The 14545-nt window shown below is 71.0% G+C and carries 9 protein-coding genes; all 9 read left to right on the top strand.

Annotated elements, in window-relative coordinates:
- Positions 1-15: 15 nt before the first annotated feature.
- The 9 genes from OHT57_RS07840 (at position 16) to OHT57_RS07800 (ending at position 14534) form a co-directional block, all read left to right on the top strand.
- Positions 16-1485, top strand: coding sequence for an aldehyde dehydrogenase family protein (locus tag OHT57_RS07840; RefSeq protein ID WP_328745328.1), 1470 nt, complete (start codon positions 16-18; stop codon positions 1483-1485).
- Positions 1486-1505: 20 nt separating this feature from the next.
- Entirely contained in the window at positions 1506-2594 is a 1089-nt protein-coding gene (locus tag OHT57_RS07835) for a quaternary amine ABC transporter ATP-binding protein (RefSeq protein WP_328745327.1), read from the top strand.
- Positions 2594-4603: an ABC transporter permease gene (locus tag OHT57_RS07830; RefSeq protein ID WP_328745326.1), complete on the top strand. Its 2010-nt coding sequence runs from the start codon at positions 2594-2596 to the stop codon at positions 4601-4603. The genes OHT57_RS07835 and OHT57_RS07830 overlap by 1 nt, the downstream gene beginning before the upstream one ends.
- Positions 4604-4616: 13 nt before the next feature.
- Positions 4617-5579: an ABC transporter substrate-binding protein gene (locus tag OHT57_RS07825; protein WP_328745325.1), complete on the top strand. Its 963-nt coding sequence runs from the start codon at positions 4617-4619 to the stop codon at positions 5577-5579.
- 193 nt (positions 5580-5772) lie between these two features.
- On the top strand, positions 5773-8211 hold the full coding sequence (locus OHT57_RS07820; protein ID WP_328745324.1) for a GcvT family protein: 2439 nt from the start codon (positions 5773-5775) through the stop codon (positions 8209-8211).
- Between the two features lie 20 nt (positions 8212-8231).
- A complete protein-coding gene (glyA, locus tag OHT57_RS07815) occupies positions 8232-9515 on the top strand; it encodes a serine hydroxymethyltransferase (RefSeq protein WP_328745323.1) in 1284 nt (427 codons plus the stop codon).
- Positions 9512-10747, top strand: a complete 1236-nt coding sequence (locus OHT57_RS07810) for a sarcosine oxidase subunit beta family protein (RefSeq protein WP_328745322.1) — start codon at positions 9512-9514, stop codon at positions 10745-10747. Before glyA ends, OHT57_RS07810 begins: the two co-directional genes overlap by 4 nt.
- Positions 10748-10771: 24 nt before the next feature.
- Positions 10772-13939 carry a sarcosine oxidase subunit delta family protein gene (locus OHT57_RS07805; protein WP_328745321.1) on the top strand — a complete coding sequence of 1056 codons (3168 nt, stop codon included), beginning with the start codon at positions 10772-10774 and terminating at the stop codon, positions 13937-13939.
- Positions 13932-14534, top strand: a complete 603-nt coding sequence (locus OHT57_RS07800; protein ID WP_328745320.1) for a sarcosine oxidase subunit gamma — start codon at positions 13932-13934, stop codon at positions 14532-14534. The genes OHT57_RS07805 and OHT57_RS07800 overlap by 8 nt, the downstream gene beginning before the upstream one ends.
- Positions 14535-14545 lie beyond the last annotated feature (11 nt).

Here is a 14545-nt window from a genome sequence, read left to right as displayed (position 1 = left end):
CGAAGGGCTCCCGACGTGGCTGACCTGTATGTGGACGGTGAATGGCGGGAACCGGTGGCCGGAGGCCGCCGGGAGATCCGATGTCCCGCCGACGGCACGCTCTCCGCGACCGTGTCCGAGGGGACGCGCCCCGACACCGAGGCGGCCGTCGCCGCCGCCCGCCGGGCCTTCGACGAGGGCCCCTGGCCCCGCACCCCCGAGCGTGAGCGCGGCGCCCTGCTGCTGCGCACCGCCGACCTGATCGAGCGCGACGCCAAGGAGTTCGCCCGCGCCGAGTCGCTGGACACCGGCAAGCGGCTGGTGGAGAGCGAGTACGACATCGCCGACGTCGTCTCCTGCTTCCGCTACTACGGCGGGATCGGCGGCACCGACGCCGGCCGCGTGATCGACACCGGGCGGGACGACGCCGTCAGCCGCGTGGTCTACGAGCCGATCGGCGTGTGCGGACTGATCACCCCGTGGAACTATCCCCTGCTGCAAGCGAGTTGGAAGGTCGCCCCGGCGCTCCTCGCCGGCAACACGATCGTCCTCAAGCCCAGCGAGCTCACCCCCTCCACCGCGGTCCTGCTGATCCGGGCCCTGGAGGAGGCCGGGCTGCCGGCCGGGGCCGCCAACCTCGTCCTGGGCGCCGGCCCCGAGGTGGGCGCACCGCTCTCCGAGGACCCCCGCGTCGACATGGTCTCCTTCACCGGCGGCCTGGAGACGGGCAAGCGGATCATGGCGACGGCCGCCGCGACCGTGAAGAAGGTCGCGCTGGAGCTCGGCGGCAAGAACCCCAACGTCGTCTTCGCCGACGCCGACTTCGAGACGGCCGTGGACTTCGCGCTCACGGCCGTCTTCCTGCACTCCGGGCAGGTCTGCTCGGCCGGCGCCCGGCTGATCGTCGAGGACTCCCTGCACGACCGGCTCGTGGACGAGATCGTCCGGCGCGCCCGGCAGATCCGCCTCGGCGGTCCCTTCGACCCCGAGGCCGAGACGGGGGCGCTGATCTCCGCGCAGCATCTGGCGAAGGTCGAGGCGTACGTCGCGGCCGGGGTGGAAGAGGGCGCCGTCCTGCGCTGCGGCGGCGAGCGTCCCGACGATCCCGCCCTCGCCGGCGGCCACTACTACCCGCCCACCGTGCTCGACGAGTGCCGGCAGGACATGCGGGTCGTGCACGAGGAGTCCTTCGGACCGGTGCTCACAGTGGAGCGCTTCACCGACGAGGACGACGCCGTCCGGATCGCCAACGACACCGAGTACGGACTCGCGGGTGCCGTGTGGACGCAGGACGCCGGCAAGGCCCAGCGGGTCGCCCGCCGGCTGCGGCACGGCACGGTGTGGATCAACGACTACCACCCCTATGTGCCGCAGGCCGAGTGGGGTGGCTTCGGGCACTCCGGTGTGGGCCGGGAACTGGGACCGACCGGCCTCGACGAGTACCGCGAGGCCAAGCACATCTGGCAGAACATCCAACCCCGGCCGCAGCACTGGTTCCGCGGCTGAATGCCGAGAAGAGGTCGACCATGACCCCCACCAAGACCGAGGTGCCGCCCCGGCGCGGCGCACCCGAGGACGCGGCTCCCACGCCGGTCATATCCGTGCGCGGGCTGTGGAAGGTGTTCGGGCCGAAGGCGGAGCAGGTACCGGAGTCGGAGGAGCTGTGCGGGCTCACCCGCCGCGAGCTCATGGACCGCACCGGCTGCACCGCCGCCGTGCGCGACGTGAGCTTCGACGTCGCGCCCGGCGAGGTCTTCGTCGTCATGGGACTGTCCGGCTCCGGCAAGTCCACCCTGGTGCGCTGTCTGACCCGGCTGATCGAACCCACCGCCGGGGAGATCGTCTTCGAGGGCGAGGACATCCGCGACGCCGACGACAAGCGACTGCGCGAACTGCGGCGCAGCAAGTTCTCCATGGTCTTCCAGCACTTCGGGCTGCTGCCGCACCGCCGCGTCGTCGACAACGTGGCGTTCGGGCTCGAGATCCGCGGCATGGGCAGGGTCGAGCGCACCCGGCGGGCGCTGGAGGTCGTCGAACTCGTGGGGCTCTCGGGGTACGAGAACTCCTACCCCGACCAGCTCTCCGGCGGTATGCAGCAACGCGTGGGTCTGGCAAGGGCGTTGGCTGGTGACCCGGAGGTCCTCCTCTTCGACGAGCCGTTCTCCGCGCTCGACCCGCTGATCCGCCGCGACATGCAGAACGAGGTCATCCGGCTGCACCACGAGGTCGGCAAGACGATGGTGTTCATCACCCACGACCTCTCCGAGGCGCTCAAGCTCGGCGACCGCATCCTCATCATGCGCGACGGCAAGATGGTCCAGTGCGGCACCGGCGACGAACTCGTCGGCGCCCCCGCCGACGACTACGTACGCGACTTCGTCAAGGACGTGCCACGCGGCGACGTGCTCACCCTGCGCTGGATCATGCGCCCGGTCACCCCCGAAGACCCCCTGGACGGACCCGAGTTGGGCCCCGACGTCGTGGTGAAGGAGGCCACCCGCGCGGTGCTCGCGGCCGAGAGGCCCGTCAAGGTCGTCGAGAACGGCGAACTGCTCGGCATCGTCGGCGACGAGGAGATCCTCGCGGTGGTCGCCGGGCAGGAAGGCGACGTGTGATGACCGTCGCCATGGAGAAACCCGAGACATCGGGAGAGACACCGCAGGCCGCCCCGCCGCCGCCCGCCGCCCCCGTGCGCAGGATCAGCAGGTCCATGGTGATCGGCGCGATCCTGGTCGTCTGGCTCGTCCTGTTCGCCGTACTGCGCGGGAAGCAGACCCTGTCGCTGGCCGCGGCCGATCTCACCGACCTGCACCGCTGGCTCAACGACGTCAACGACTCCATCGGCGCCAACCGCAACTCCAACCCGCTCTTCCTCTACTTCTTCAACGAGATCCGGCTGGTCATCGACAACCTGGTGACCTTCGTGCAGGACCTGATCTCGCAGCCCTCCGGTGACCGCCCGCTCCCGCAGATCGGCTGGCTCGGCGTCGTCGGGCTCGCCGGGTACGTCTCCTGGGCGGTGGCCAACTGGCGGGTCGCCCTGCTGGCCGCGGCCGGCTTCACCTTCCTCGGCCTGCAGGGGCTGTGGCAGGAGAGCATGGACACCCTGGCCCTCACCCTCTCCGCGGTCCTGGTGGCGCTGCTGTTCGCCCTTCCGCTGGGGGTGTGGGCGGGACTGTCCGAACGGGTCAACCGGATCGTCACGCCCTTCCTGGACTTCATGCAGACGATGCCGACCTTCGTCTACCTGGCGCCACTGACCCTGATCTTCCTCATCGGCGGAGCCTCCGCCACGATCGCCACCGTCATCTACGCGGCCCCGCCGGCCATCCGCATCACCGCGCACGCCATTCGTTCCGTGCCCGGGACGACGGTCGAGGCGGCCGAGTCGATGGGGGCCACGCGACGGCAGTCGCTGCTGAAGGTGCTGCTGCCCATGTCCAAGCGGACCGTGGTGATGGGCGTCAACCAGACCATCATGGCCGCGCTGGCCATGGTGACCATCGCGGCCCTGATCGACGCGCCGGGCCTCGGCAAGACCGTCGTCCAGGCACTGCAGTCCCTCGACGTGGGTACGGCCTTCAACGCGGGTCTGGCCATCGTCGTCCTGGCCATCGTCCTGGACCGGGTCACCACCGCGGCGAGCGGCCGCGCGGAGGCCGCCCGGCGTTCCGCCGGACCCTTCCTGAAGTGGCGGCGGCACCTGCTCGCCGCCGGGGGAGTGGTGGCGGCAGTGCTCGTCTACCTGTCGCACACCTATCTGTGGGCGGCCGAGTTCCCCGGTGCCGGCAGCACCGGCACCCACATCGCCAAGGCCGCCGACAACGTGACCACGTGGGCCCAGGACAACCTCTCGGGGCTGACCAACGCTCTCCGTGACGCGCTCACCAACGGCTTGCTGAACCCGTTCCAGACGCTGCTGACCGACTCCCCGTGGTGGCTCGTCGGCGCCGTCCTGGCCTCGCTCGCCGTCGTCCTCGGCGGCCGGCGCGCCGGGATCACCACCGCCGTGTGCGTGGGACTGCTGGTCGGCACGGGCCTGTGGTCGGACGCCATGACGACGCTGGCGTCGACCATCGTGGCCACGGTGCTGGTGATGCTGTTCGGCGCCGTCCTCGGGGTGTGGATGGGGCGCAGCGCGCTGGTGGACCGGCTGCTGCGGCCCACCCTGGACGCGGCCCAGGTCATGCCGCCGTTCGTCTATCTCGTGCCGTTCCTCGCGCTGTTCGGCGCGACACGGTTCACGGCCATCGTCGCCGCGGTCGTCTACGCGGCGCCCGTCGCCATCAAGATCATCGCCGACGGGGTGCGGACCGTACCCGCGGCCACCGTCGAGGCGGCGACCTCCACCGGGTGCAACACCTGGCAGATCATCACCAAGGTCCAGCTGCCGATGGCCCGCAGCGCCCTGACACTCGCGACCAACCAGGGCCTGATCTACGTGCTGTCGATGGTGGTCGTGGGCGGTCTCGTGGGAGCGGGCGCACTCGGCTACGACGTCGTGGCCGGGTTCTCGCAGGGAGAGCTGTACGGCAAGGGCCTGGCGGCCGGTCTCGCCATCGTCCTGCTCGGCGTCATGTTCGACCGGATCACTCAGGCAGCGGCTCGCCGCACCAGCGATTGAGGAGCACCACACGATGGCAAGACACTGGCGGGCCGGAGCGGCCGGCATCGCGGTCCTGGGCCTCACCCTCACGGCCTGCGGCGGCGCGAAGGTCGGCGACGACAGCGCCGGGGGCTCCGCGAGCTCGGGCAAGTGCGGCACCTTCAACCTGGCGGTCAACCCGTGGGTGGGCTACGAGGCGGACGCGGCGGTCGTCGCGTACGTCGCCCAGCACGAACTCGGCTGCAAGGTCACCAAGAAGAACCTCAAGGAGGAGATCGCCTGGCAGGGCTTCGGGACCGGCGAGGTCGACGCCGTCCTGGAGAACTGGGGCCATGACGACCTGAAGAAGAAGTACATCACCCAGCAGAAGACCGCCGTGGAGGCCGGCTCGACGGGCAACACAGGTGTCATCGGCTGGTTCGTGCCGCCGTGGATGGCGAAGAAGTACCCGGACATCACCGACTGGAAGAACCTCAACAAGTACGCGTCGCTCTTCAAGACCTCGGAGTCGGGAGGCAAGGGCCAGCTGCTGGACGGCGACCCGTCCTACGTCACCAACGACGAGGCCCTGGTGAAGAACCTCAAGCTGAACTTCAAGGTGGTGCAGGGCGGCAGCGAGACCTCGCTGATCCAGTCCTTCCGGCAGGCGGAACAGAACAAGACGCCGTTCATCGGCTACTTCTACTCACCGCAGTGGTTCTTCTCCGAGGTCAACCTTGTCCGGATCAAGCTGCCCGCTTACACCAAGGGCTGTGACGCGGTCCCGTCGAAGGTCGCCTGTGACTACCCCGATTACAACCTCGACAAGATAGTCAGCGCGAAGTTCGCCAAGTCCGGCAGCCCCGCCTACAACCTGGTCAAGAACTTCAACTGGACCAACGAGGACCAGAACACCATCGCCAAGTGGATCGCCGTGGACAAGATGTCCGACGACGCCGCAGCGAAGAAGTGGGTCGACGCCAACAAGGACAAGGTCGACGCCTGGCTCAAGTAGTCCGCTCGTGGACGCCCGGTGGGCGGTGCGCACTTCCGCGCACCGCCCACCGGGCGTTGCCGTTCCCCGGCCCGTTCTTTGGCCCGTTCCGCGACGTCACCCGGCCTCTTGACACCCATCCGGGCGACGGGCACATTGAGTTGCGCAACCTGAATCACGTTGCGTAGAAAGCAACTGAGCCGGAGGTGTGGCGATGGCGGGACCCCGGGTGGTCATCATCGGAGCGGGCGTCGTGGGGGCGGCGCTCGCCGACGAGATCTCCGCACGCGGCTGGACCGAGGTGACCGTGGTCGACCAGGGGCCGCTGCCCGCCACCGGGGGCTCGTCGTCGCACGCCCCCGGGCTGGTCTTCCAGGCCAACGCCTCCAAGACCATGACCGAGCTGGCCCGCTACACCGTCGAGAAGCTCTGCTCCCTCGACGTCGACGGACAGCCCTGCTTCCTCCAGGTCGGCGGTCTGGAGGTGGCGACCACCCCGGAGCGCGTCACGGAACTCCACCGCCGCCGGGGCTGGCTCACCGCCTGGGGCGTCGAGAGCCGCCTGCTGACCGCCGAGGAGTGCGTCGCGCAGCACCCGCTGGTCAACCCGGACCGGGTCCTCGCCGGCCTCCTCATCCCCACCGACGGCCTCGCCAAGGCCGTCCTCGCCGTCGAGGCGCAGATCCGCCGGGCCACCGAGCGCGGTGTGACGTTCCTGGCCCGCCACGAGGTCCTCGACGTGCTGCGGACCGACGGCGAGGTGACGGGCGTCCGCACCGACCACGGCGATCTGGAAGCCGACATCGTCGTGTGCTGCGCCGGTATCTGGGGCCCCAGGATCGCCCGCATGGTCGGTATGAACCTCCCGCTCACCCCGCTCGCCCACCAGCTCGCCTGGACCGGACCGGTCCCCGCGCTCGCGGGCCAGACCGAGGAGGCGGTGCGCCCGATCCTGCGCCACCAGGACGCCGACCTCTACTACCGCGACCGCTACGACACCCTCGGCATCGGCTACTACGGCCACCGCCCCATGCCCGTCAGCGCCGACGACATCCTCTCCGTCGACGAGGCCGACGCGATGCCGTCCGTCCTGAAGTTCACCGAGGACGACTTCGCGGACGCCTGGACCGAGACCCGGTCACTGATCCCCGCGACGAAGGACGCCAAGATCGAGGAGGGCATCAACGGCCTCTTCTCCTTCACCACCGACGGACTGCCCCTGCTCGGCGAGTCCCCGGACGTCAAGGGCTTCTGGGTCGCCGAGGCCGTCTGGGTCACCCACTCCGCCGGCGTCGGCCGGGCCGTCGCCGAATGGCTGGTCGACGGCCACTGCTCCTCCTTCGACCTGCACGAGTGCGACGTCAACCGCTTCGAGCCGCACCAGCTCGCCCCGGAGTACGTACTGGCCCGCGACTGCCAGAACTTCGTCGAGGTCTACGACATCCTCCACCCGCTCCAGCCCTCCGGTGACCCGCGTCCCATCCGCACCAGCCCCTTCCACACCCGCCAACAGGAGCTGGGTGCCTTCTTCCTGGAGGCGAACGGCTGGGAGCGCCCGCAGTGGTACGAGGCCAACGCGGGCCTGGTGGAGGGGCGTTCGATCGTCACCCCCAACGACTGGGCCGCGCAGTACTGGTCGCCGATCGTCGGCGCGGAGGCCCAGAGAACCCGCGAGACGGTCGCGATGTACGACATGACGGCCCTCAAGCGCCTGGAGGTGAGCGGGCGGGGAGCAGCCGACCTCCTGGAGCGGCTGTGCACCGGCAAGGTCGCCAAGTCCGTCGGCTCGGTGACGTACACGCTGCTCCTGGACCACGACGGCGGCATCCGCAGCGACATCACCGTCGCCCGGCTGGCCCCCGACCTCTTCCAGGTCGGCGCCAACGGAAACCTCGACCTGGACTGGTTCACCCGTCACCTGCCCGCCGACGGCACGGTCCAGGTCCGGGACATCACCCCCGGCACCTGCTGCATCGGCCTGTGGGGACCGCTCGCGCGCGACGTCCTGCAGCCCCTCACCGACGAGGACTTCTCGGCGACCGGCCTGAAGTACTTCCGTGCCCGGCGCGCCCACATCGGCTCCGTCCCGGTCACCGCCATGCGGTTGTCGTACGTCGGTGAGCTCGGCTGGGAGCTGTACACCACGGCCGACCTGGGCCAGAAACTATGGGACACGCTGTGGCGCGCGGCGCGGCCGCTCGGCGGCATCGCGGCCGGGCGCGGCGCCTTCAACAGCCTCCGCCTGGAGAAGGGTTACCGCTCCTTCGGAACCGACATGACGTACGAGCACGATCCGTACGAGGCCGGCGTCGGCTTCGCCGTCAAGGCGGACAAGGAGGACTTCATCGGCAAGGCGGCACTGGAGCGGCGCAGGGCCGACGTACGGCGGAAGCTGACCTGCCTGACCATCGACGACCCGCGGGCCGTCGTCATGGGCAAGGAGCCGGTCTACGACGGCGGCCGAGCCGTCGGTTACGTCACCAGCGCCGCCTTCGGTCACACGATCGGCAAGGGCATCGCCTACGCGTGGCTGCCCGTCGAGCTCACCACCCCCGGCACCACCGTGCACATCGGCTACTTCGACCGGCGCGTCGAGGCACGCGTCGCCGAAGAGCCCCTGTTCGACCCGACGATGTCCCGCCTGCGCGGCTGAGCAGGGAGAGCGAACACCCCATGAACGCGCTGAACACCCCCCTTGCGGAGCTGGACCCCGAGGTCCACGCGGCCCTCGCCGCCGAACTCCACCGCCAGCAGTCCACCCTGGAGATGATCGCCTCCGAGAACTTCGCGCCCGTCGCCGTGATGGAGGCGCAGGGCTCGGTCGCGACCAACAAGTACGCCGAGGGCTACCCCGGCCGCCGCTACTACGGCGGCTGCGAACACGTCGACGTCACCGAGCGGTTGGCCATCGAACGCGTCAAGTCCCTGTTCGGCGCGGGCTTCGCCAACGTCCAGCCGCACTCGGGCGCGCAGGCCAACACGGCTGTCTTCTTCGCCCTGTTGCAGCCAGGCGACACTATCCTCGGCCTCGACCTCGCGCACGGCGGCCACCTCACCCACGGCATGCGCCTCAACTACAGCGGCAAGATGCTGAACGTGGTGCCGTACCACGTGTCGGAGGGCGACCACCTCGTCGACCTGGACGAGGTCGAGCGGCTCGCCAAGGAACACCGTCCCAAGATGATCATCGCGGGCTGGTCGGCCTATCCCCGACAGCTGGACTTCGCGGCCTTCCGCAGGATCGCCGACGAGGTGGGCGCCCTGCTGATGGTCGACATGGCGCACTTCGCCGGCCTGGTCGCCGCGGGACTGCACCCGAACCCCGTCCCGCACGCCCACGTGGTGACGACCACGACCCACAAGACGCTCGGCGGCCCGCGCGGCGGAGTCGTCCTCACCAACGAGGCCGACCTTGCCAAGAAGATCAACTCAGCGGTGTTCCCCGGTATGCAGGGCGGCCCGCTGGAGCATGTCATCGCGGCGAAGGCGGTGTCCTTCAAGGTCGCCGCGTCACCGGAGTTCGCCGAGCGCCAGGCCCGTACGCTGGCCGGCGCCCGCATCCTGGCCGAGCGTCTGACCCGCGAGGACGCTGCCGCCGCCGGGGTGAAGGTGCTGACCGGAGGCACCGACGTGCACCTGGTCCTGGTCGACCTGCGGGACTCCGCGCTGGACGGCCGCCAGGCCGAGGACCTCCTTCACGAGGCCGGCATCACCGTCAACCGCAACGCCGTCCCCTTCGACCCCCGCCCGCCGATGGTCACCTCGGGCCTGCGCATCGGCACCCCGGCACTGGCCACGCGCGGTTTCACCGAGGAGGACTTCGCGGAGGTCGCCGACGTGATCGCTCTCGCGCTCCAGCCGGAGCCCGACATCGCCGCCCTGAGCGCCCGCACCAGGGCCCTGGCGGCGAAGCACCCGCTGTACCCGCACCTCTCCGGCGAGGGAGACGCCCGATGAGCAGCCCCCGCACCCCCGGCGCCGAGCTCCCCGAACACCCCGACTGGCTGTGGCGCAACCCCGAGCCGAAGCGCTCGTACGACGTCATCGTCGTGGGCGGCGGCGGACACGGCCTGGCCACCGCCCACTACCTGGCGAAGAACCACGGCATCACCAACGTGGCCGTGCTGGAGAAGGGCTGGCTCGCGGGCGGCAACATGGCCCGCAACACCACGATCATCCGCTCCAACTACCTGTGGGACGAGAGCGCCGGCATCTACGAGCACTCCCTCAAGCTGTGGGAGGGCCTGGCGGACGAGCTCGACTACCCGATCCTCTTCTCCCAGCGGGGCGTCCTGAACCTCGCGCACAGCCTCCAGGACGTCCGCGACAGCGTGCGCCGGGTGGAGGCGAACCGCCTGAACGGCGTGGACGCCGAGTGGCTGGACGCCGAGCAGGTCAGGGAGATCTGCCCGATTGTCAACATCTCACCCGACGTGCGCTACCCGGTCCTCGGCGGTACCTACCAGCCGCGCGCCGGCATCGCCAAGCACGACCACGTGGCCTGGGGCCTGGCCCGCTCGGCGGACGCGGCCGGCATCGACATCATCCAGAACTGCGAGGTCACCGGCCTGGACGTGGTCGGCGGCAGGGTGGTCGGGGTCCGGACCACGCTCGGCCCGATCGCGGCGGGCAAGGTGGCCCTGTGCTCGGCGGGCCACACCTCGGTCCTCGCCGCCATGGCGGGTATCGAACTCCCGCTCCAGAGCCACCCGTTGCAGGCGCTGGTGTCGGAACTCCTGGAGCCGGTCCACCCGACGGTGGTCATGTCCAACGCCGTCCACGTGTACGTCAGCCAGGCACACAAGGGCGAGTTGGTGATGGGCGCGGGCATCGACTCGTACAACTCCTACACCCAGCGGGGCGCGTTCCACATCATCGAGGAACAGATGGCGGCGGCCCTGGAACTCTTCCCGGTCTTCGCCCGCGCCCACGTCCTGCGCACCTGGGGCGGCATCGTCGACGTCAGCCCCGACGCCTCGCCGATCGTCGGCCTCTCCCCGGTCGACAACCTGTACCTCAACTGCGGTTGGGGCACGGGCGGTTTCAAGGCCACCCCGGGCGTCGGCTGGGTCTACGCCCACACGATCGCCCACGACACGCCCCACCCGCTCAACGCCCCCTTCTCGCTCGACCGATTCACCACCGGCGCGCTCGTCGACGAGCACGGCGCCGCCGCGGTGGCCCACTAGGGATCCTCAAGGGAGCCGAACGACATGCTGCTGATCCCCTGCCCGTGGTGCGGGCCCCGCGACGAGTCCGAGTTCCACTACGGTGGCCAGGCCCATGTGCCGTACCCGGAGAGCCCCGCGGACCTGACCGACGAGGAGTGGGCCCGGTACCTCTTCTTCCGCGCCAACCCGAGGGGCCCGTTCGCCGAACGCTGGAGCCACGCGGCGGGCTGCCGACGGTGGTTCAACGCGGTGCGGGACACGTCGACCAACGAGATCCAGACGGTGTACCGGGTGGGTGAGGAACGTCCGGCGACGGTCGAGCCGAGGGCGGAGGCGCCGCGTCCGGCGGCGTCGGCCCGTCCGGCCCCCGAGGACCGGGCCCCTTCAGGGCCGATCGCGGGCGCGAGGTCGAAGCCGCCGGAACGCAGCCGTGCCCGCCCGGTCACCTTCACCTTCGACGGCATCGAGTACCAGGGCGTGGAAGGAGACACCCTCGCCTCCGCGCTGCTTGCCAACGGTGTCGTCCAGACCGGCACCAGCATCAAACTCGGCCGCCCCCGGGGCATCTTCTCGGCAGGCGTCGAAGAGCCCAACGCCGTCGTCCAGATCGAGAAGCCCTTCCCCGAGCCGATGCTCCCGGCCACGACCGTGGAGCTCCATGACGGCCTGGTCGCGGCCGGCCTCCCGGGCCAGGGCCGCCTCGCCACCGAACCCGACCCCGCCCGCTACGACGCCGTACACGCCCACTGCGACCTGCTGATCGTCGGCGCGGGTCCGGCAGGTCTCGCGGCGGCGGCAGCGGCGGCGGGCAGCGGAGCCCGGGTGATCCTCGCCGACGACCGGCCCGACCTCGGCGGCAGTCTGCGCGGCACCGGTGAACTCCTCGACTGGGCCGACGAGTTGGCAGCACGTCTCGACGCCGCCCCCGACGTCGTCGTCCTGCGCCGCACCACCGTCTTCGGCTACTACGACGACAACCACCTCCTGGCCGTCGAGCGCCGCACCAACCACCTCGGCGACGCGGCCCCGGCCGACGTCTCCCGCGAACGCGTCCACCGCATCCGGGCCCGACGTGTCGTCCTGGCCACCGGCGCCCACGAGCGCTCCCTGGCCTTCGCGGACAACGACCGCCCCGGCGTGATGCTGGCGGCCTCGGCCCGCGCCTATGTCAACCGTCACGGCGTCGTGCCCGGCCGGCGGGCGGTCGTGCTCACCACCAACGACAGCGCCTACCCGGCCGCGCTGGACCTCGCCGCGGCGGGCGTTGACATCGCGGCGGTCCTCGACACCCGCCCGGCGCCGGGGGAGTGGGCCGACCGGGCCCGGGCAGCCGGCATCGAGGTGCTCGCGGGCCACGCCGTCACCGGTACGCAGGGCGAGGCCCGTCTGGCCGCGGTGAGCGTCGCTCCGTACGGAGAGAGCGGGGGACAGCGGGAGTTCACCGCCGACCTGCTTCTCGTCTCCGGCGGCTGGAACCCCGTCGCGCACCTGTTCAGCCAGGCGGGCGGCAAGCTGCGGTACGACGACACGCTCGGAACCTTCGTGCCCCACTCGTGCCCCCAGGCCGTCGAGGTCGCGGGCAGCGCCGACGGAGAGTTCGACCAGGGCGCCGTCCTCGCGCAGGGGGCCGCCGCCGGAGCCCGCGCGATCGAGACCGAGGGCTACACCGCCGTGTCGCCCCGCCTGCCACAGCTTCCCGCACCACCGCGGCCGACACCGCCGATGCAGGTCTTCACCCTCCCCGGCCGCGACGGCGCCCCCCGTTTCGTCGACCTCCAACGCGATGTCACCGTCGACGACCTGACCCGCGCCACCGGCACGGGCATGCGCTCCGTGGAGCACACCAAGCGCTACACCACGGCCGGCACGGCCAACGACCAGGGCAAGACCTCCGGGGTCCTGGCCAGTGGGGTCGTCGCCCAACTCCTCGGCGTGGACGTCTCGGCGCTCGGCACGACCACCTTCCGCCCGCCCTACACCCCGGTGTCCTTCGCCGCCCTCGCCGGCCGCGACCGGGGCGCGCTGCACGACCCGGTCCGTACGACCGCCCTGCACGAGTGGCATGTCGCGCACGGCGCCCGCTTCGAGAACGTCGGCCAGTGGAAGCGCCCCTGGTACTACCCCCGGACCGGCGAGGACATGGAGGCGGCCGTCCTGCGCGAGTGCGCCGCAGCCCGCGACGGCGTCGCCTTCATGGACGCCTCCACCCTCGGCAAGATCGACGTCCAGGGCCCGGACGCCGCCGTCCTCCTCGACCGGCTCTACACCAACATGATGTCCACCCTGAAGGTCGGCATGATCCGCTACGGCGTGATGTGCCGGCTGGACGGCATGGTCTTCGACGACGGCACCGTCATCCGCCTCGCCCAGGACCGCTTCCTGCTCACGACGACCACGGGCAACGCGGCGGCCGTCCTGGACTGGATGGAGGAGTGGCTGCAGACGGAGTGGCCGGAGCTGAAGGTCCACTGCACCTCCGTGACCGAGCAGTGGGCCACCGTGGCCCTCGTCGGCCCCGAGTCCCGGGCGGTCCTCGGCTCGCTGGCGCCCCGACTGGCCGTGGCCAACGACGACTTCCCGTTCATGGCCTGGCGGGAGACGACCGTCGCGGGCATCGACGCCAGGGTGTGCCGGATCAGCTTCTCCGGCGAACTCGCCTACGAGATCAACGTGTCGCCGTGGCGGGCCCTCGCCCTCTGGGAGGCGCTGGCCGAGGCCGGCGCCCCGTACGGCATCACCCCGTACGGCACCGAGACCATGCACGTCCTGCGCGCCGAAAAGGGCTACCCGATCATCGGCCAGGACACCGACGGCACCGTCACCCCGCACGACCTCGGCATGAGCTGGGCGGTGTCCAAGAAGAAGCCCGACTTCATCGGCAAGCGTTCCTTCGCACGTGCCGACGCCGTCCGCCCCGACCGCAAGCACCTGGTCGGTCTGCTCCCCGAGGACCCGGGCACCTTCCTCCCCGAGGGAACGCAGCTGGTCGCCGACGGTGTGCTGCCCGCGCCGCCCGTCCCGATGCTCGGTCACGTCACCTCTAGCTACCGCAGCGCCGCCCTCGGCCGCACCTTCGCGCTGGCCCTGATCAAGGGCGGCCGGGAGCGCATCGGGGAGCGGCTGTACGCCCCCGTCGGCGACCGGCTGGTCCCGGTGACCGTCGCAAGCCCCGTCCTTTACGACCCCGAGGGAGCCCGCCGCGATGGCTGACACCGCCCTTACCGCCCCGCTCCGCAGCCCCCTGTCGCACACTGCCGGCCGCCTCGCCGCCGCCACCCGTACCTCCCGGGGAGCGGTCCGGCTGGCGGAACTCCCCTTCCTGACGCAGATCGACGTGCGCCTCGACCCCAAGGGCGCGGCGGCCGACGCCGTGGGGCTCGCTCTGGGGCTCCAGCTGCCCGCCGAGCCCGACACCGTCGTACGCGCCGGGGAACTCACCGCCCTGTGGCTCGGTCCCGACGAGTGGCTCGTGGTGGGGCCGCCGGACCGGCGGGACGTGGAGGACCGTATCCGCGAGGCCTCGGGCGACGAACCGGTGTCGGTCGTCGACGTGTCGGCGCAGCGCACCACACTGCTCGTCGCGGGACCCCGCGCCCGCGACCTGCTGGCCCACGGCTGTTCGCTGGATCTGCACCCGCGGGTCTTCGGGGCCGGACGCTGCGCCCAGACCACCCTCGGACGCGCCCAGGTCGTGCTGATCGCCCGCGACGAACCGGGCGCCGGCTTCTGGGTCCTGGTCCGCTCGTCCTTCGCGGGCTACCTCACGGACTGGCTGCTGGACGCGGCCGTGGAGTGGACGTCCTGAGAGGGCCGGGC

It is taken from the genome of Streptomyces sp. NBC_00285, from assembly GCF_036174265.1.
Lineage (GTDB): Bacteria > Actinomycetota > Actinomycetes > Streptomycetales > Streptomycetaceae > Streptomyces.
This window is presented reverse-complemented; position numbering and strand designations above follow the sequence as displayed.

Excerpts from the sequence above, each read along its gene's own strand:
- OHT57_RS07835 (WP_328745327.1), top strand. The coding sequence starts at position 1,506 with ATGACCCCCACCAAGACCGAGGTGCCGCCCCGGCGCGGCGCACCCGAG.
- OHT57_RS07805 (WP_328745321.1), top strand. The coding sequence starts at position 10,772 with ATGCTGCTGATCCCCTGCCCGTGGTGCGGGCCCCGCGACGAGTCCGAG.
- OHT57_RS07800 (WP_328745320.1), top strand. The coding sequence starts at position 13,932 with ATGGCTGACACCGCCCTTACCGCCCCGCTCCGCAGCCCCCTGTCGCAC.
- OHT57_RS07825 (WP_328745325.1), top strand. The coding sequence starts at position 4,617 with ATGGCAAGACACTGGCGGGCCGGAGCGGCCGGCATCGCGGTCCTGGGC.
- OHT57_RS07820 (WP_328745324.1), top strand. The coding sequence starts at position 5,773 with ATGGCGGGACCCCGGGTGGTCATCATCGGAGCGGGCGTCGTGGGGGCG.
- OHT57_RS07810 (WP_328745322.1), top strand. The coding sequence starts at position 9,512 with ATGAGCAGCCCCCGCACCCCCGGCGCCGAGCTCCCCGAACACCCCGAC.
- glyA (WP_328745323.1), top strand. The coding sequence starts at position 8,232 with ATGAACGCGCTGAACACCCCCCTTGCGGAGCTGGACCCCGAGGTCCAC.
- OHT57_RS07830 (WP_328745326.1), top strand. The coding sequence starts at position 2,594 with ATGACCGTCGCCATGGAGAAACCCGAGACATCGGGAGAGACACCGCAG.